This is a genomic window from Streptomyces sp. NPDC036764, from assembly GCF_055609385.1.
The window spans coordinates 248,983-266,386 of sequence record NZ_JBVJPT010000008.1 but is presented as its reverse complement, the minus strand read 5'-3'; the positions used below and the strand labels follow the sequence as shown (position 1 = coordinate 266,386).

The window sequence follows — 17,404 nt, the reverse complement described above, 5'->3', positions numbered from 1 at the left end:
CTGCTGAAACCCCCCAGGGGCGCGGGGAACTGCACGATCAGCCACAACAGACCCGCAGCCGTCCACCGGCAACAGCCCCGAGCTATTGGGCGTTCGGCCGCGACCCCTCCCGCGCGGCCCTCTCCATCGCCTCCACCCGAGCGAGCATCGGCATCGGATCCACCCCCACCGACCCGGGCAACGCCTGCGCGATCGACTCCGGCGTCCACCCGCCGGAGGCATACGCGGCCCGCAGCTCCCTCGGCTGCGCCCACACCGCGATCTTCGGCCCGGCGACGGTGTACACCTGCCCCGTCACCCCCTGCTCGCGAGCCGCGTCCGACAGCAGGTACGCCACCAGCGCGGCCACGTCCTCCGGCTCCCCGATCTCCGCGAGCTCCATGGGCACGTTGGCCGACATGCGGGTACGGGCGACCGGCGCGACGGCGTTCGCGGTCACCCCGTACTTGTGCAGCCCGAGCGCGGCGCTGCGCACGAGAGAGATGATCCCGCCCTTCGCCGCGCTGTAGTTGGCCTGCGAGACCGACCCCTGATGGTTGCCGCTGGTGAACCCGATCAAGGTCCCCGCCCGCTGCTTGCGCATCACGGCCGACGCGGCCCGGAACACGGTGAACGTCCCCTTCAGATGAGTTGCGACCACGGGGTCCCACTCGTCCTCTGACATGTTGAACAGCATCCGCTCGCGCAGGATCCCGGCGACGCACACGACTCCGTCGAGCCGCCCGTACGACGACAGCGCCGTGTCCACGATCCGCTGTCCGCCCGCCATCGTGGAGACGTCGTCGGCCACGGCGACGGCTTCCCCGCCCGCCGCCTCGATCTCCTTGACCACGGCCTCGGCGACCTCGCTCGTGGGCGAGAGGCCGTCCATGGACACCCCGTAGTCGTTGACGACGACGCGCGCGCCCTCGGCCGCGGCGGCGAGCGCCACCGCCCGCCCGATGCCCCGCCCGGCGCCTGTGACGGCGACGACCTTGCCTGCCAAGAAGTTCCCCACGCCCCGGCCCCTTCCCGCAGTTTCTGACGGTCCGTTAGATTCAACTTGATTCTACGACCCGTCAGATACGCGGAGACAAGCCCCGGGGAGGGACTCATGTCACTGCCGGACGCGTTCCACGAGATCGCCAAGCGCGTGAACAACTGGGGGCGTTGGGGCGCCGACGACGAGATCGGCACCCTGAACCTCATCACCGACGAAGTCGTCCGCGAGGCGGCGGCCTGCGTCCGCACCGGCCGCCGTATCCCGCTCGCCCTGCCCCTGAAGGAGGACGGCGTGCAGACCGGGATGATCCCCGGGCGTATCAACCCCCTGCACACGATGGTGCAGATCAACCAGGAGCTGTTCGGCCCGGGAACCGTCGCGTGCAGCGACGACGCCGTGACCATGGGCCTCCAGGCGGCCACCCACTGGGACGCGCTCACCCATGTCTCGCACTCGGGCCGCCTCTACAACGGCCGCCCCGCCGACACCATCACCGCGCACGGCGGCGCCGAGTTCAGCGGCATCGACAAGGCACGGCACATCGTCTCGCGCGGGGTGCTGCTCGACGTGGCACGCGCGCGTGGCGTCGCCCGGCTCGACGGCGGGCACGCGGTCACCCCGGAAGACCTGGAAGCGGCCGAGGAACTCGCGGGCACGCGCGTGCGCGCGGGCGACATCGTGCTCGTACGGACGGGCCAGATCCAGGTCTGTCTCGCCGGCGACAAGCACGCGTACGGCTATCCCTCGCCCGGCCTGTCGATCCGCACGCCGGAGTGGTTCCACGCGCGCGACGTGGCGGCCGTCGCCAACGACACCCTCACGTTTGAGATATTTCCGCCCGAGACAGAGGATTTGTGGCTGCCCGTGCACGCGCTCGACCTCGTGGAGATGGGGATGCTCCAGGGCCAGAACTGGAATCTCGAAGAGTTGTCCACAGCCTGTGGACAAGAGGGCCGCTATGCGTTTCTGCTGTCGGCGATGCCGGAGCCGTTCGTCGGCGGCACGGGGACGCCCGTCGCGCCCGTGGCGGTGCTCTGAAGTCCGGTGAGGTCGGCTGGCGGCGCGGCTCCCCCAGCTCCCGGCCGCGCCCGAACGGGGAGGTGCCCCATCCGCCCCGGGCACGACACCGCGCGCCGCCATCCGAACTCCGGCGTACCTCCCCGGTCTCCCCTGGCCCCGAAGAAGACCGACACCGATTCACGACCCACGCTCGGCAAGGGCATCCGTCACCGAAGTCCTCGTCGTCCCCTCACGGCGAATCGCTGACCACAAGCGTGATCAACCGGACACGCGGCGTCAACACCTAATCGGGGATTTGTTACTTACGCCCCATTTCTCGACGGCGCGCACAGAAGCATGCCCGGGCGCACCAGCACATACCCGAGGCGAGGGGACAGCGCTTTCTGCAACCGTGCACCGAATCCGCCGGAGTTGCCGCTCCGTGCGCCCGTCACACCGCCTCGTACGCGAGCCCCTCGTACGCCGAAGATCCGCTGCCGTAGGCAGAGGCGGCGCCCTGCGAGTCGGCGTCGCGGTCCAGTTCGCACCAGATCCGCTTGCCGCCGCCCTCGGAGGACCAGCCCCACCGGTCCGCGAGGCCGTCGACGAGGGCGAGGCCCCGGCCGCCCGTGGCGTCGCCGTCGGCGCACCGGGGCACGGGGGCGCGGCCGCTGCGGTCGGCCACCTCGAGGCGGACGGTGGCGGCGTCCTGAGCCGCTCCGGGAAGGGACAGGCGCAGCACGGCCGGACAGCCGGTGTGCACGACGGCGTTGGTGACCAGTTCGGACACGAGCAGGATCAGGGTCTCGGCGAGCGGCTCATCGGCGCCTATCCCGGACCCGGCGAGCCGCGAGCGGGCCCACCGCCGGGCTCGCCCCACCTCAGCGGGGTCGGGCCGGATCTCCAGCGTCACTTGAAGCACCTGCACCGCTCACACCATCCGAACCGGCGGACACAAAGCCCCGCGCCTCACGAGGGCCACGATCCTAGCCATTCTTTTCATGACCAGATCAATGGCCGGAGCCAGGGTCACGGAACGTGAATCCCTTAGCTGACAGCATGGTTGACGTACAGTCACCCCAACAAGCGCTTCGGGCATATTCCAGCGTGAAGGAGTACCCGTGCGGCATACTGTGCGACGCTTGTCATGGGGAGTCGAACAGGCGGGGGCCGACGGCCCTCCCGCCTTGCGAGCAACGGCGCGCACCGCCGGATCCGGAGCCGCCTCCAGGGCAACTCCGGCATGGCTCGTGCTCGGAACCACTCGCATCTCACACAAGGTACCGGAGCAGACGGCCGACTCCAGGCCGTGACGAGTCACGCGTAGGACACAACCCGATATCAACGCTCCGTAATTCCGGTATGCCACAATCCGCGACATCCGCGCGGGAGCCGTGGGCGACGTCGCAGACCAGGGGCCTTCAAGCCGTCTCGGCGAGAAGTTCGGCGGCCAATCGCTCCTCACTCTCCGTAGCATCGCTCGTACGGTGCGTTCGCACCCATGCGCGCTTGAGATGCAGGTGGACCTCGAACTCCCAGGTGAATCCCATGCCGCCGTGCACCTGGAGGCAGTCGCGGGCGCCGCGCACGGCGGCGTCGTCGGCGAGCAGCCGCGCGGTGTCGATGTCGGCGGGGTCGGCGGTGACGGCGGCCGCGTAGACGGCGGCGCGGGCGATCTCGGTGCGCACCAGCATCTCCGCGCAGAGGTGCTTCACCGCCTGGAAGGCTCCGATCGGCCGCCCGAACTGCTCACGCGTCCGGGCGTGTTGCACGGCGAGTTCGCACGCGCGTGTGGCGCTGCCCAGTTGTTCGGCGGCGGTGAGGAGTACGGCGACGGGGTCGGCGCCGGGCGCCGCGGGAACCCGGTGCACAGCAGTGCCGGGAACCCGGTGCAGCGGGGTCAGCGGATCGACCGACCGCAACGGCACGGCCCCCGCCGCGTCGCCCCGTACGACGTCCGCCGCCGCCAGCCACTCCACCAGCCCGCACCCGCCGACGTCCGTCACGACCGTCTCCCCGGTCGCCGCGCCCGGCACCTCCCCCGCCGCGAGGTGGGTGGCCACGAGCGGCCCCGGCAGCAGCGCCCGCCCGGCCTCCTCGAAGGCCAACACCGCCTCTGCCAGCCCGAGTCCGACACCGCCCGCCGCCTCGGGCAGCCTCAGCGCGAAGAACCCGGCCGCGCCGAGCTCCCGCCACAGCCCCCGCTCCGGTCGACCGGGTTCCTCGACGGCGGCCCTCAGCTCCTGCGGGCCGAACCGCCGTGCCAGCAGTTCCCGTACGCCGGTCCGCAACGCCCGCTGGTCCTCGGTCAGTTGGAAACGCATCCGTCACCGCTCCTTCGGCAGCCCGAGAATCCGCTCGCCCACGATGTTCCGCTGGATCTGCGAGGTGCCCGCCGCGATGGTGTACGACAGCGAGGACAGCCTGTCGGGCATCCACGGGCGGTCGAGGTCCAGCGAGGCCGGCCCCAGCACGTCGGCGGCAGCGTCGAAGAGCTCCTGGCGGGCGTGCGAATACCTCAGTTTGAAAACCGAACCCCCGACGCCGGGTACACCGCCGGCGGCCTCCGCCTCGCTCACGTTCCACTGCGTCAGCCGCCACAGCGCCCGGAACTCGGCGTTCAGCCGCCCGAGCCGTCGACGCAGCACGGGGTCGTCCCAGCGGCCGTTCCCGCGGGCCTCGGCGGCGAGTTCGCGCAGCACCCGGCGGCAGGCGACCACCTCGCCCACGAAGGCCGTGCCGCGTTCGAAGGACAGGGTCACCATCGTCACGCGCCAGCCGTCGTTCTCCGCGCCGACCCGGTTGGCGGCCGGCACCCGCACCTCGTCGAGGAACACCTCGGCGAACTCCGTGGTCCCGGCGAGGGTCTTGAGCGGTCGTACGGTGATGCCCGGCGCGTCCATGGGCATGGCCAGCCAGCTTACGCCGCGATGTTTGGGGGCGTCGGGGTCGGTGCGGACCAACAGCTCGCACCAGTCGGCGACTTCGGCGTGCGAGGTCCAGATCTTGGACCCGCTCACCACATAGTCGTCGCCGTCCCTGCGCGCGCGCGTGCGCAGCGCCGCGAGGTCGGACCCGGCGTCCGGCTCGCTGAAGCCCTGGCACCAGACCTCCTGCCCGCGCAGGATCGGCGGCAGCCAGCGCGCCCGCTGCTCCTCGGTGCCCTCGGCGGCGATGGTCGGCCCGGCGTGCAGCAGCCCGACGAAGCCCGCGCCCACATAGGGGGCGCCCGCCTTCTCGGTCTCCTCCAGGAAGATCAGCCTTACGGTCGGGGAGGCGTCCCAGTGGACGTCGCCGTACCCGGCGTCGTGGAGCATGCGCTGCCAGCCGAGGTCGTAGGCGCGGCGCCCCGGCCAGTCGTCGGGGGACGGCTTCGGCGGCAGCGTGGGCAGCGCCTTGGCCAGCCACTCCCGCAACCGCGCCCGGAACTCCTCCTCGGCCGGCGTGTACGCGAGGTCCATGCGGCCCCTCCATATCTGATGAGCCGTCAGATATCGCTCTATGGGAAGGCTAAGTCCCGCACCCCTGGACCGACAAGGCATCCCGCCCTACGCTCTGCCCACGATCTGACTGACCGTCAGTTACGACGTCGAGACCACGACCGCTTGGTGGCAGGGGGCCGTCATGAACGACACCGCGCACGCCCTGAGTTCCTCCCGCACCCTCTGGGACCTGCTCGCCCGCCGCGCCGGCCTCACCCCCGACCGCCCGGTCCTCCTCCAGGACGACCGCACGCTGACCTTCGGCGCGCTGCACGCGCGTGCCGAGCGCGTCGCGGCCGGCCTGTACGACATGGGCGTACGCCCCGGCACGGTCGTCGCCTGGCAGTTGCCCACCCGTATCGAGACCGCCCTGCTGTCCTTCGCGCTGGCCCGCCTCGGCGCCGTGCAGTCGCCGGTCATCCCCTTCCACCGGGACCGCGAAGTCGGCTTCGCGCTGCGGGAGTCGAAGGCGGAGTTCTTCGCGGTGCCGGGTGTGTGGCGGGGCTTCGACCACACCGAGATGGCCCGGCGCCTCGGCGCGAAGGGGATCTTCGAGGCGTACGACACCCTGCCCGACGGCGATCCCGCCGTCCTGCCCCCGCCGCCCGCCGAGGGCACCTCGGTGCGCTGGATCTACTGGACCTCGGGGACGACCTCCGACCCCAAGGGCGTCCTGCACACCGACCGCTCACTGATCGCGGGCGGCTCCTGCCTCGGCCACGCCCTGCGCCCCACGTCCGCCGACGTCGGCTCGATCGCCTTCCCCTACGCCCACATAGGCGGCCCCGACTACATGGTGATGGTCCTGCTGTACGGCTTCCCGGCGGTGCTGTTCGAGCAGTTCGCGATGCCCGACGCGCTGGCGGGGTACCGCAGGCACGGCGTCACCATCGCGGGCGGTTCGACGGCGTTCTACTCGATGTTCCTCGCCGAGCAGCGCAGGCAGCCCGACGGCGCGAAGGCCGTCCCCTCGCTGCGGCTGCTGGCGGGCGGCGGGGCTCCGAAGCCGCCGGAGGTCTATCACGCCGTGGTCCGCGAGATGGGCGTGCAGTTGACGCACGGGTACGGCATGACCGAGGTGCCGATGATCACGATGGGGGCGCCGGACGACACGGCGGAGAACCTGGCGACGACGGAGGGGCGGCCGCCGCGGGGCATGGAGATTCGCATCGTGGACGGGGAGGTGCGGCTGCGCGGGGAGGCGGTGTGCCAGGGGTATCTGGATCCGGCGCAGACGGCGGCGGCCTTCGACGAGGACGGTTTTCTGCGCACGGGTGACCTCGGCCACCTGACCGGCAGCGGGCATCTGGTGCTGACGGGCCGCCTGAAGGACGTGATCATCCGCAAGGGCGAGAACATCTCGGCGAAGGAGATCGAGGATCTGCTGCACCGGCATCCGGCCGTCGGGGACGTCGCGGTGATCGGGCTGCCGGATCCGGAGCGCGGGGAGCGGGTCTGCGCGGTCGTGGAACAGCCGGCCGGCGCCCCGGAGCTGACCCTGCAGGCCCTGGTGTCGTATCTGCGCGGGGAAGGGCTGTCGACGTACAAGCTGCCGGAGCAACTGGAGGTGGTGGACGCCCTTCCGCGCAACGAGACCCTGCGCAAGGTCCTCAAGTACAAGCTCAGGGAGCGGTACTCGACAACGGCATAGCGCTACTCGGGAACGGTGAAGTAACGGGCGAAGGCCGTGACGACCTCTCCCTCCGCGACCCTGCCGTCGCCGTTCGTGTCGAGCGTGCCGGCGGCGGCCCGGGCCACGTCCTGCGGTACCCCGAGGCAGACCAGCACGCGCGCGGTGTCGGTGACGGTGGCGGCTCCGTCGCCGTCGGTGTCGGCCACGGCCAGGACGGCGTGCAGGAAGGGGCGGGCGATCTCGGCGAACCGGTCCGGGTTGTCGCGCAGGCGCTTGACCGCGCCGCTCACGAACTCCTCGCGGGTGATCCGCTGATCGCCGTCGCGGTCCGCTATCCCGGCCATGCCCTGCCAGAACGCCTCGGCGCCGATGTACAGGGCCTGGCCCTTGTCGGAGCGGGCGGTGGTGCCGAACTCCGCGAGCAGCGCCTTGGCCGCCGCGGAGAAGTCCGCCCGGTCGATGTAGCCGTTGCCGTCCTGGTCGAAGCCGGCGAACCGGTCCGCGATCCTGCGCTCGTACTCGCTGCTGACCATGTCTTATCGGGCCGCCTCACGTCGTCGGGTGCATCTGTCACGGAGCGTACGACGCCGACGGCCGTCCGGGCGGGGGAAAGGGGCCGTTGTGCCAAGACCGGGGGAATTTTGGGACAACGATGTGGCACAGCCGTACGGAAGGGCGTACGCCGGGGGGTGCTCAGGCGGACAGCGGGCCGGCCTCGTCCTTGACCGCCGACGCCAGGTCGGCGTGCACGTCGAAGAGCCGGCGCACCCCGAGCGCGCCGAGCACCCGGTTCACGTGCGAACCCTCCGCCGCGCCCTGCGCCGGGAGTATCAGCCGCAGGCTGCCCTGGCAGGAGCGGATCAGCCGACGGGCGGCTATGAGCACGCCGACCCCGCTGGAGTCGCAGAACAGGACCTCGGAGAGGTCGAGGACGAGGCTGTGGCGTCCCTCGGCGACCACGTCATGGATGTGCTGACGCAATCCCGGCGAGGTCACCAGATCCAGCTCGCCCGACACCTGGAGCACGGCCCAGTCGCCCCGCTCGCCGCCGGTCACTTTGAAGGTCACCACCATGCCCCTCGCTCGCTGAAACGGAAGCGACACCTACGCTTCCTTGCAGCGCGGCTGCCCAGCGGCTGTTCCCTGAAACACCCTCCAAAAAACGGTCACCGATCAGAAGAGGCTTGTTTCCATCGCATTCGATCCTGTTCGATCGTGTCTGATCACGTGATGACCGGGTAGCGGAGCGATGCCGGCCTCCCCGCCCGAGTGCGAGAGGCCCCTACCACGAGTGCGAGGTGCGTCACCAGCCATGGCTCTACAAGGGGCGCACTTTGCGACAAAGGGGCGTGCGCGTCCGACCGTGCCGACTACATTCGGGGAGACGGCAGACGCACGCTGGACCCGGACGGACCGGTGAGGGGGCCTTATGGCGAAGAAGGACGCACCGCCCCGCTGGGACCGCAAGATGCAGCAGCGGCTGGCGCGCGGCGAGGCGGCCGCCCTCGGCGAGCTCTACGACCGGTTCGCCTCGCTCGTGCACGGTCTCGCCCACACCGTGCTGGGCGACGAGCGCGCCGCCGACCACATCACCCGCGACGTCTTCTCCCATGTCTGGGAGCACCCCGACAGCTACGACCCCAAACAGGGCCCACTGCGCTCCTGGGTCGCCACGCTGACCCACCGCCTCGCCGTGCAGCGGCTGCGCGCCACCGAGACCGCCGCCCTCGCCGAGGCCGGCCAGGGCTCCACCGAGGAACTGGAGCGCAAGGTGCGGCACGCCTCGGTCGCCGCCCGCGCCGACTACATCGTCCAGTCCATGCCCGTACCGCTGCGCGCCGCCCTTGAGCTGGCCTACTTCCAGCGCCGCGACTACCGCCAGACCGCCACCGACCTCGGCGTCACCGAGGACGAGGCCCGCCGCAGGCTGCGCCTGGGCCTGCAGCTCCTGTCCACCGCCCATGACGCCGGAACCGCCCCGGGGGCTCCCCCGGGATACGGGGGTGCGGCGTGAACGAGGCCGGACGCTTCGAGGCGTACGACAACGACGACGACAAGAAGCGGTACGAGGACTCGTCGCAGGGCGAGGCACATCACAAGGACCAGGAGGTCAACGGCCCCGCGGACGGAACCCGCGCGGCCGACGGCATGAACAGCAGCGGCAACGGCGACGACCAGCACCCCGCGACGAAGCCGGACCCGGACCGGCCGCCCCGCATACCCCTGCCCCGCGCCTCCGTCGAGGACACCGGACGCCCGCTGCCCGACGCGGTGCCGCTGCCCGCCCCGCCCGTCCTGGACCACCGCGTGCTGAAGTCACTGCTCGGCGCGTGGGCGCTGGCCGCCTGCTCGCCGGAGGAGACGGCGGCCGTGGAGGAGCACCTCGGCGACTGCGGCTCCTGCGCGGACGAGGCGCTGCGGCTGCGCGAGGCCGTCGGCCTGCTGCACCCCGCCGAGAGCCTCGACCTCGACCCGTCCCTGCGCACCCGCGTCCTCCAGGGCTGCCTGGAGCGGCGCCCGCCGCGCATCCCGGTGCCCGCGTGGGCGGCGCCGTACGACGCCGAGACGGCCCGCCTCGACGCCCTGCTCCAGGACTTCGGGGACGCCGAGTGGCACGCACCCGTGCGGCTGCGGTGGTTCCGCGGGGACGAGCCGACGAGCCGTCGTACGACCGTCGCCGGGGTCATCGCGCATCTGCTGACGGTCGACGGGCTGGTGGCGGTAGCCCTCGGCCTCGCGGACCCGATGGGCGACGTGGCCGCGGACCGGGCGACGCCGTCCGCGCGCACCGAGGCGTACTGGCGGGCCTCGCACTACCCGCCGACGCGCGCGGTACGCGCACCCTGGCGGGAGCAGACCCACGACCTGGTCCGCACCGTGTCCTTCACGGGCGGCGGCACCGGCAAACTGTCCGTGCCCTACGGCGACTTCGAGCTGCCGCTGCACGACGCGATGCTGGACCGCGCATTCGAGTGCTGGGTACACGCCGAGGACATCGCCGACGCGGTGGACTACCCGTACGAGCCGCCGTCGGGCAGCGATCTGCACCACATGGTCGACCTGGCGGCCCGCATGCTTCCCACCGTGCTGTCGGCCCGCCGCCAGGCCGGCCTCGCGGCCCCGCCTCCCGGTCCGCACCGCCACCTGGTGCCCGCCGGCCGGCCCGGCCGGAGCCTGCGGCTGGAGATCGAGGGTTCGGGCGGCGGCGAGTGGCTGATCCCTCTGGACTCCCCGGCGGCGGTGGGCTCCGCGGAGCACGAGGTGGCCCATGTGGCGCTGGACGGCGCGGAGTTCTGCCGGCTGGCGGCGGGTCATGTGCCGCCGGAAGAGGCTGCGGCGGGGCAGGTCGGTGACCGTACGGCGATCAGGGACGTCCTGTTCGCAGCGGCGAGCTTGAGCCGGATGTAAGGGGTCCGGCTGTTTCGTCGGCGGCTGCGGGTGGTTCGTGGTTGCTCGCGCAGTTCCCCGCGCCCCTAAAGGCGCGTCCAGTGCACGTACCTCAAGGGGCGCGGGGAACTGCGCGACCAGCCCCCACCTACCCGCAGCCGCCGACGCAACAGCCGGCCCCGAGCTACTAGGCGAACACGACCGTCCGCCGCCCGTTCAGCAGAATCCGGCGCTCGGCATGCCACTTCACGGCCCGCGCCAGCGCCTGGCACTCCACGTCCCGCCCCACCGCGACGAGCTGGTCCGGCGTTACGCCATGCCCGACCCGCTCGACCTCCTGCTCGATGATCGGCCCCTCGTCGAGGTCGGCGGTGACGTAGTGAGCCGTCGCGCCGATGAGCTTGACGCCCCTGGCGTGAGCCTGGTGATACGGCTTCGCACCCTTGAAGCTCGGCAGGAACGAGTGGTGGATGTTGATGATCCGCCCGCTGAGCTGCTTGCACAGGTCGTCCGAGAGGACCTGCATGTAGCGGGCCAGCACGACCAGCTCCACACCCTCCCCGCGCACGATCTCCAGGACCTGCGCCTCGGCCTCGGCCTTGTTGTCCTTGGTCACCGGGATGTGGTGGAAGGGGATGTCGTACGACCCCACGAGCTCGGCGAAGTCGGTGTGGTTGGACACCACGGCGGCGATCTCCACCGGCAGCGCCCCGATACTGGCGCGGAACAACAGGTCGTTCAGGCAGTGCCCGAACTTGCTGACCATCAGCAGGACCCGCATCTTCTCCTCGGCCAGATGGATCTGCCAGTCCATCTGGAAGGAGTCACCGATCGCCGCGAAGCTCGCCCGCAGCTTGTCCACCGTCACCGGCGCCTCCGCCGAGAAGTGGACGCGCATGAAGAACAGTCCCGTGTCGTGGTCGCCGAACTGCTGGCTGTCCTCGATGTTGCAGCCGGTCATGAAGAGGTAGCTCGACACGGCGTGCACGATGCCCTGCTTGTCCGGGCTGGACAGCGTCAGGACGTACTGGTCGGCGGGGACCGCGGCTCGGGTGGACTGCTCGTTCATGCAGCACAGGGTCCCATATCCCACGCCCCCGGCGGGCAGCCGTCCCGCTACCCGGACCGTCCGCCCGGCAGGGGCGGGACCGTCACGCGGAACGCGTCATGATCCGCAGCACCTCGAGCGTGCGCGGCGGCGCGTCCGGGTCCTCGCCGTCGGCCATGGCCATCCGGACGTGCGCGTCCCGCGCCGCCCGCACCGCCTCCGGCCACTGCTGGTTCTCCATATAGGCGGAGACCGGCGCGTCCGGGCCGACCTGGTGCATGATCCGCAGCACCCGCAGCACGGCGGTGTCGACGAGCGCCGCCTCCTGCGAGTCCCGGAATATCGTGCCCACGTACTTCTCGGCGGACCAGTTGTCCAGCCAGGTGTCCTCGACCAGGCGGTACACGGCGTCGGTCACGTCGCCGTACCCGTCGATCCCGGCGAGCCAGACGTCCCGCTGGAACACCGGGTCGGAGAGCATGTGCAGCGCGGAGCGCACATTGCTGCGCCAGCGCCACCACGGCATGTCGTTGAGTGGCATGCCGCCCATGGTGGATGAGCGACGGCCGCGACGGGAAGAGCTATCCGAACCTTGCACGGTCACCGATCGTACGTTCCTGTTCATTCGCGCATCACTCGCCCCCGCAATTCACCTTCTGGTCACCTATGGATAACCGAGGGTCACGCGCAGGTTTGTTGTGTGGCGGAATCGTGCGTGAACATGACCGGCAGGCCACGCATGCGCAGCACCTTCCTCCCCATGATCACCAACCGGCCCGTCAGAGCAGCCGCTCGCTCGGCGGCAGCACTGGTGGCGTGTGCGTCACTCGCCGTCGGATGCGGTGTCATCCCCGGTACCACGGGGGGTTCCGGGGATGACACGATCACCGTGATGACCTGGGCCCCCGAGGGCACCAAGGCGACCAACAAGCCCGGCATGCCGGCCTTCGCGCAGGCGTACGCCCGCTGGATCAACGCCCACGGCGGGCTCGGCGGCCGCAAGCTGAAGGTCATCACCTGCAACGACCACAACGACAGCGTGGCCGCGGCCAGGTGCGCCGACCGCGCCGTCGAGGAGAACGTCGTCGCGGTCGTCGGCTCCTACAGCCAGTACGGCGACACCTTCCTGCCCTCCCTGGAGGGCGCCGGCATCCCGTACATAGGCGGCTACGGCGTCACCAACGCCGAGTTCACCAGCCCGCTCTCCTACCCCGTCAACGGCGGCCAGCCCACCCTCCTGGCCGGCCTCGGCAGGGAGCTGGCCCGCGGCTGCGGCCCCGTCGCCCTGGTCCGGCCCGACACCATCGCGGGCGACGAGCTGCCGCCGCTGCTCAACTCCGGCCTCAGGTCGGCCGGGCACCCGGCCCCCGCCGACCAGCTCGCCGACGAGGACGCCACCGCGTACGAGGGCCAGTCGGTGCGGGCGCTGGACTACTCCACCACCGACTCGTCCGAGAAGGGCTGCGTGGTGCCCGCCCTCGGCGACCGCACCAGCACCTTCATGGACTCCTTCCGGCGGGCCCGCGAGGACTACCCGCAGGTGCGCACCGCCACCGTCCTCGGCAGCGTCGACCAGACCGTGATCAACGCGACCGGCGGGGCGTCGACGTACGACGGGTCCTACATCACCGGCTGGTACCCCGTCGCGAGCGACCCGCGCTGGGACCCGATGAAGAAGGTCATCAGCGAGCAGGCATTCGGCGACAACCGGATCGACCCCGCGGACGCCGGCGTGCAGACGACGTGGATCGCGTACACCGTGTTCAAGAAGGTCGTCGAGTCGCTCGGCGACGACGCCGTGAACGCCGACTCCGTACGGGGCGCCCTGAACGAGGGCCTGAAGGTCCCCACGGGCGGCCTGACGCCGACCCTCCAGTGGAAGTTCCAGGACGTCCTGGCCTCCGTCGGCTTCCCCCGGCTGGTCAACCGCGCGGTGACCCTCCAGGTCGTCCGGGACGGCCGGCTGGTGGCGGCGCGCAAGGGCTTCATCGACGTGACGAAGACGCTCCAGAACGCCGACCTGAACTGACCGCCGGTAGGGAGCCCCGTACTAGAGCTGGGTCGGCTGGCGCTCGGTCAGGCCGTACTTCCCGGCGATCGAGTTCCACAGCCCGGCGGCCGTCTTCTTCTGCTCGCTGGCGGTGCCGCTCGCGCGGTTGCCCGCCTGTGTCTGGCCGGTGGAGCGGGCCTGGCCCTTCCTGCACAGCTTCTTGTTGCCGGACACCTGGTCCGCCCACGCCGCGTAGTGGTTGTCGGCGGACGCCGACGCCTGCCACGCCTTGGTCAGCGCGGCTGTCAGCGCGGCGTGGTTCGGGAGCTGGTCGACCGAGAGCTTGGACAGGTCGGTCACGAGCTGGCTGCGCTGCCTGGCCGCGTCCCGCAGGTCCTGCGCGGCATTGCCGAGGTTGTCGCAGGACTTCACGTCGTCCACGGCGTTGATCACGGCGGTACGGCTGTCGCCGCTGTCGGCGAGCAGCTTGTCCAGGGCGACCGCCTGCTGCTCGGCCGGGTCGGCGGACGGCGAGGAGGAGCCCTCGGTCGCCGGGGCCGTGGCGGAGACGGGTTGGTTGTCGTCGCCCTTGCCGTCGTCCCCGCCCCCGCCGGCGAGCAGCGCGCCCGCGCCGATGCCGAGGGCGGCGATACCGACGCCGACGACCGCGATGATCGGCAGCCGCGATCGGGTACGGCCGCCCCGGCCACCGTCGTCGTCATCCGCACCGTGCTGGCCGGGCGGGAAGAACGCCGGCTCGTGCGGGCTGTACTGCGGCTGGGGCTGCTGGATGCGCGGCATCTGCTGGGTGGCCCCGGCCGGGGCCTGCCCGGGACCCTCGCTGCGGAAGAGGTTGTCGAAGTCGGACAGCGGCTGCCGCTCCCCGCCGCCCGGCCCGCCGGTCACCGGCGGGATGTACTGCGTGGCGTCGGAGTCGCTCCCGGAGACGGGCGGCATCGGTCCGGCGCCGCCGGACTGCCGGGCCCGCCCGAGCACCTGGGTGCTCTCGCCGGCCACCTCGGGCGGCAGCGCCCCCGGCCCCACGGGCGGTATGAACTGCGTCGCCCCCTCGTCCGCGGGGACGGGCGGGATGAAGCGGGTGGCCTGGTGGTCGGCACCCATGGGGGCACCGGCGACCGGCGGCATGTACTGGGTGGCGCCTTCGTCGGCGGGCGGCAGCGGGGCTCCGAAGCCGCCGGTGGACCCGGCCGGCGGCAGCGCACCGACCTGCCCGTGCTGCCCCTCGGGCGGCAGCGGCGCGGACGGCGCCCCGCTCTGCCCGTAAGTCGGCTGCGGCACGGGCATCGGCGCGCCCGGGGCCGGAGCGCCCTGGCCGTACGACGGCGCACCGGCCGCCGGCCCCTGCGCCCCGCCGCCGTACAGCGCGCCCTCCTGCGGCATCGGCTGGGACGGTATGCCCCCGCCGGCCTCCGGCGCCGCGCCCCACGGGGCCGGCGACGACGACTGGTACGGCTGGTCCTGCTGGGGCACCTGGTACGCCTGCTGCCCCTGCTGGGGCGCCTGATACGCCTGCTGCCCCGACTGAGGCGCTTGGTAAGCCTGGTGAGCCTGCTGGTCCTGCTGGGGCGCCTGATACGCCTGGTGGCCCTGCTGAGGAGCCTGGTAAGCCTGGTGGCCCTGCTGAGGCGCCTGGTACGCCTGATCCTGCTGCTGGGGTGACCGGCTCGGCTGCTGCTCCTGCCCGCCCCACGACTGCCCGGGCTGCGTGCCCCAGGCCTCGCCCGGTGCGGCGGCCTGCGCGGGCGCGTTCTGCTCGGGTCCCCAAGGGGTGCCCCAGGCCTGGCCGCCCGGCGGTGCCGAGGGCGGGGGCGCGGCCGGCGGCGTGGCCGGTACCGCTGTCGGCCGGCCGCCCTGGTCGCCCGTCATACCCGGCAGCAGCGGCTCACCACCGTCGGAGGGCAGCACGATGCCTTCGCGCGCGGGCCGCGCCGAGGGCTCCTCGCTCCGTCCACTCTGCGTCACCGGGGCTCCTACTAATGGGGGACCTTGTGAATCGTCGGCTCACGCTACCGGCTCCGCCGATCCGGGTGCTACGCAGCCCAGGACGTGACCGGGATCCCTGTGACCGCGCTAACACCTCGGTCCCCCAACCGCTATATACGCCCCCTCACTCCACCGACACCTTCATTTCCCTGCCGTTCACACGCAGGTACCCCGGGATTTCACGCAGCCGTCTGAAGATCCAGGCGCGCGCCGAACTCCCTGACCACCGGCTCGTCCCGGAACGGCTCAAGACGCTGCTGGAAGTCCTCCAGATACTCGGCGCCCCGGTTGGACCGCAGGGTCTCCAGGAGCTCGACGGCCTTCAGCCCGGTGTGGCAGGCCTGTTCGACCTCGCGCTGCTGCACCTGAGCTGTGGCGAGCAACACATATCCGATGGCCCGGCGCCGCGCCTTCGTCTCCGGAAGCCCGGCCAGCGACTCCTCCGCGCGCCGCGCCGCCGCCTCGGCCTGACCGAGATCGCGATGGCAGTGCGCCAACTCGTCCGCGAGGTAGGCCTCGTCGAAGTGCTTGATCCACGCCGGGTCGTCACCGGACTCCGCGTCCGCCGACTCCAGCGCGCCCACCGCACGCCCGGACGCCAACTGGGCGGCCCGCGCATCGCCCATCAGCGCATGTCCGCGTGCCTCGGCCGCATGGAACATGGCCTCCGCACGGGGGGTCACGCGCCCCCGCGCCCCTTCCTGCGCCGCCCGCGCCAACTGTGCGATCTCCCGCGGGTTTCCGAGCTGCGCGGCGAGGTGGCTCATGGAGGCGGCCAGCACATAGCCGCCGTATCCGCGGTCGCCCGCCGCCTGTGCCAGGCGCAGCGCCTGGATGTAGTAGCGCTGGGCGAGCCCCGGCTGACCGGTGTCGACGGCCATGTACCCGGCGAGCTCCGTCAACCGCGCGACGGCGGCGAAGAGTTCCCGCCCGATCGCCTCCCGGTAGGAGCCGGCCAGCAGCCCGGAGACGACGCTGTTGAGGTAGTGCACGACGACCGGGCGCACATGCCCGCTGCCGTACTGGTGATCAAGGTCTACGAGCGCCTGCGTCATCGCCCGCACGGCCGCCACGTCGGACGGCCCCACCCGCGGCCCCGCCGAGCGGGCCACCTGCGAGTCCGGCGACGAGATCAGCCAGTCACGGCTGGGCTCGACCAGCGCGGACGCGGCGACGGACGAGCCGGACAGGAAGTCCCGCCGCCCGACGTCGCTTCGCCACAGCTCGCAGACCTGCTCGATGGCTCCCAGTACCGTCGGCGAGAACTGGAGGCCGACGCCGGACGCGAGGTTCTTGCCGTTGGCCATCCCGATCTCGTCGATCGTGACCGTACGGCCCAGTTTGCGGCCGAGCGCCTCCGCGATGATCGCGGGCGCCCGTCCCCGCGGCTGCTGTCCGCGCAGCCAGCGGGCCACGGACGTCTTGTCGTAGCGCAGATCGAGTCCGTGCTCGGCACCGCACATGTTGACCCGGCGGGCCAGCCCGGCGTTCGAGCAACCCGCTTCCTGAATCAGCGCCTGAAGCCGTTCGTTCGGCTGGCGCGCGACGAGAGGCCTTGCGGCCATGGCGTACCCCCTGTGGCTGCGGTGCCTGCCCACGCACCGAGTTGATGTGTCTTCCACCACCGAATCCGAGCCGGGGCACTGGCTGTGCACCGCAAAATTCCGGCCGTGAAGATCAATGCCCCGTCGGTATACCGAAAATGCGAGGCTTGTGAGGATTGCCGGGGTAAAGGCGGAAGCCGACCCCACTGTGGGCTACCCAGCCCCGGCCACGGATCCTCCCGCGCGCCCCCACACATGCACCCATGCGCCCCAGATGAGGAATCAATGCTCCTCCCCCGCGCGCGCTACGCCCGTAACCGGAGGTGGGTGGGGGA

15 protein-coding genes are annotated in these 17,404 nt (G+C 71.6%); 5 read left to right on the top strand and 10 right to left on the bottom strand.

Features of this window, described 5'->3' with window-relative positions; translation table 11 throughout:
* Window positions 1–82: 82 nt before the first annotated feature.
* The gene (locus ACZ69Q_RS28070; RefSeq protein ID WP_471046768.1) at window positions 83–997 is read right to left on the bottom strand and encodes an SDR family NAD(P)-dependent oxidoreductase; all 915 of its coding nucleotides are present in this window, start codon (window positions 995–997) and stop codon (window positions 83–85) included.
* A gap of 96 nt (window positions 998–1,093) precedes the next feature.
* Here ACZ69Q_RS28070 and ACZ69Q_RS28065 point away from each other — a divergent pair, with 96 nt between their 5' ends.
* Entirely contained in the window at window positions 1,094–2,020 is a 927-nt protein-coding gene (locus ACZ69Q_RS28065; protein ID WP_471046767.1) for a cyclase family protein, read from the top strand.
* A 412-nt stretch (window positions 2,021–2,432) separates the two neighbouring features.
* On the opposite strand, the gene ACZ69Q_RS28060 is transcribed toward ACZ69Q_RS28065, so the two are convergent.
* The 3 genes from ACZ69Q_RS28060 to ACZ69Q_RS28050 form a co-directional block, all read right to left on the bottom strand.
* Window positions 2,433–2,894, bottom strand: coding sequence for an ATP-binding protein (locus ACZ69Q_RS28060; RefSeq protein WP_471046944.1), 462 nt, complete (start codon window positions 2,892–2,894; stop codon window positions 2,433–2,435).
* Window positions 2,895–3,402: 508 nt separating this feature from the next.
* Window positions 3,403–4,305, bottom strand: coding sequence for an acyl-CoA dehydrogenase family protein (locus ACZ69Q_RS28055; protein WP_471046766.1), 903 nt, complete (start codon window positions 4,303–4,305; stop codon window positions 3,403–3,405).
* A 3-nt stretch (window positions 4,306–4,308) separates the two neighbouring features.
* The gene (locus ACZ69Q_RS28050; protein ID WP_471046764.1) at window positions 4,309–5,442 is read right to left on the bottom strand and encodes an acyl-CoA dehydrogenase family protein; all 1,134 of its coding nucleotides are present in this window, start codon (window positions 5,440–5,442) and stop codon (window positions 4,309–4,311) included.
* Between the two features lie 163 nt (window positions 5,443–5,605).
* On the opposite strand from ACZ69Q_RS28050, the gene ACZ69Q_RS28045 reads away from it, so the two are divergent.
* Complete coding sequence (locus ACZ69Q_RS28045; RefSeq protein ID WP_471046763.1) at window positions 5,606–7,114, top strand: class I adenylate-forming enzyme family protein; 1,509 nt, start codon at window positions 5,606–5,608, stop codon at window positions 7,112–7,114.
* 2 nt (window positions 7,115–7,116) lie between these two features.
* Here the strand turns inward: ACZ69Q_RS28045 and ACZ69Q_RS28040 are convergent, their stop codons facing one another.
* The gene (locus ACZ69Q_RS28040) at window positions 7,117–7,629 is read right to left on the bottom strand and encodes an EF-hand domain-containing protein (RefSeq protein ID WP_471046762.1); all 513 of its coding nucleotides are present in this window, start codon (window positions 7,627–7,629) and stop codon (window positions 7,117–7,119) included.
* A 160-nt stretch (window positions 7,630–7,789) separates the two neighbouring features.
* A complete protein-coding gene (locus ACZ69Q_RS28035) occupies window positions 7,790–8,170 on the bottom strand; it encodes an STAS domain-containing protein (protein ID WP_471046942.1) in 381 nt (126 codons plus the stop codon).
* 355 nt (window positions 8,171–8,525) lie between these two features.
* Between ACZ69Q_RS28035 and ACZ69Q_RS28030 the strand changes: the two genes are divergently transcribed.
* Both ACZ69Q_RS28030 and ACZ69Q_RS28025 read left to right on the top strand, forming a co-directional pair.
* Window positions 8,526–9,110 (top strand): sigma-70 family RNA polymerase sigma factor, encoded by a 585-nt coding sequence (locus ACZ69Q_RS28030; protein ID WP_471046760.1) that lies wholly within the window; start codon window positions 8,526–8,528, stop codon window positions 9,108–9,110.
* 134 nt (window positions 9,111–9,244) lie between these two features.
* On the top strand, window positions 9,245–10,504 hold the full coding sequence (locus tag ACZ69Q_RS28025) for a zf-HC2 domain-containing protein (RefSeq protein ID WP_471046940.1): 1,260 nt from the start codon (window positions 9,245–9,247) through the stop codon (window positions 10,502–10,504).
* 166 nt (window positions 10,505–10,670) lie between these two features.
* Here the strand turns inward: ACZ69Q_RS28025 and purU are convergent, their stop codons facing one another.
* Together purU and ACZ69Q_RS28015 are read right to left on the bottom strand one after the other, a co-directional pair.
* Entirely contained in the window at window positions 10,671–11,552 is an 882-nt protein-coding gene (gene purU / locus ACZ69Q_RS28020; protein ID WP_471046758.1) for a formyltetrahydrofolate deformylase, read from the bottom strand.
* An 82-nt stretch (window positions 11,553–11,634) separates the two neighbouring features.
* Complete coding sequence (locus tag ACZ69Q_RS28015) at window positions 11,635–12,135, bottom strand: SCO4402 family protein (protein ID WP_471046756.1); 501 nt, start codon at window positions 12,133–12,135, stop codon at window positions 11,635–11,637.
* Window positions 12,136–12,252: 117 nt separating this feature from the next.
* Here ACZ69Q_RS28015 and ACZ69Q_RS28010 point away from each other — a divergent pair, with 117 nt between their 5' ends.
* Window positions 12,253–13,560: an ABC transporter substrate-binding protein gene (locus tag ACZ69Q_RS28010; protein WP_471046754.1), complete on the top strand. Its 1,308-nt coding sequence runs from the start codon at window positions 12,253–12,255 to the stop codon at window positions 13,558–13,560.
* A gap of 21 nt (window positions 13,561–13,581) precedes the next feature.
* On the opposite strand, the gene ACZ69Q_RS28005 is transcribed toward ACZ69Q_RS28010, so the two are convergent.
* Both ACZ69Q_RS28005 and ACZ69Q_RS28000 read right to left on the bottom strand, forming a co-directional pair.
* Window positions 13,582–15,504 (bottom strand): hypothetical protein, encoded by a 1,923-nt coding sequence (locus ACZ69Q_RS28005; protein WP_471046752.1) that lies wholly within the window; start codon window positions 15,502–15,504, stop codon window positions 13,582–13,584.
* Between the two features lie 200 nt (window positions 15,505–15,704).
* Window positions 15,705–17,090: a transcriptional regulator gene (locus ACZ69Q_RS28000; protein WP_471046751.1), complete on the bottom strand. Its 1,386-nt coding sequence runs from the start codon at window positions 17,088–17,090 to the stop codon at window positions 15,705–15,707.
* Between the last annotated feature and the right edge of the window lie 314 nt (window positions 17,091–17,404).

What these genes read in the sequence shown, in the direction of transcription:
- ACZ69Q_RS28065 (WP_471046767.1), top strand. Translation starts at nt 1,094, where the DNA reads ATGTCACTGCCGGACGCGTTCCACGAGATCGCCAAGCGCGTGAACAAC.
- ACZ69Q_RS28055 (WP_471046766.1), bottom strand. Translation starts at nt 4,305, where the DNA reads ATGCGTTTCCAACTGACCGAGGACCAGCGGGCGTTGCGGACCGGCGTA.
- ACZ69Q_RS28050 (WP_471046764.1), bottom strand. Translation starts at nt 5,442, where the DNA reads ATGGACCTCGCGTACACGCCGGCCGAGGAGGAGTTCCGGGCGCGGTTG.
- ACZ69Q_RS28045 (WP_471046763.1), top strand. Translation starts at nt 5,606, where the DNA reads ATGAACGACACCGCGCACGCCCTGAGTTCCTCCCGCACCCTCTGGGAC.
- ACZ69Q_RS28040 (WP_471046762.1), bottom strand. Translation starts at nt 7,629, where the DNA reads ATGGTCAGCAGCGAGTACGAGCGCAGGATCGCGGACCGGTTCGCCGGC.
- ACZ69Q_RS28035 (WP_471046942.1), bottom strand. Translation starts at nt 8,170, where the DNA reads ATGGTGGTGACCTTCAAAGTGACCGGCGGCGAGCGGGGCGACTGGGCC.
- ACZ69Q_RS28030 (WP_471046760.1), top strand. Translation starts at nt 8,526, where the DNA reads ATGGCGAAGAAGGACGCACCGCCCCGCTGGGACCGCAAGATGCAGCAG.
- ACZ69Q_RS28025 (WP_471046940.1), top strand. Translation starts at nt 9,245, where the DNA reads ATGAACAGCAGCGGCAACGGCGACGACCAGCACCCCGCGACGAAGCCG.
- purU (WP_471046758.1), bottom strand. Translation starts at nt 11,552, where the DNA reads ATGAACGAGCAGTCCACCCGAGCCGCGGTCCCCGCCGACCAGTACGTC.
- ACZ69Q_RS28010 (WP_471046754.1), top strand. Translation starts at nt 12,253, where the DNA reads ATGACCGGCAGGCCACGCATGCGCAGCACCTTCCTCCCCATGATCACC.
- ACZ69Q_RS28000 (WP_471046751.1), bottom strand. Translation starts at nt 17,090, where the DNA reads ATGGCCGCAAGGCCTCTCGTCGCGCGCCAGCCGAACGAACGGCTTCAG.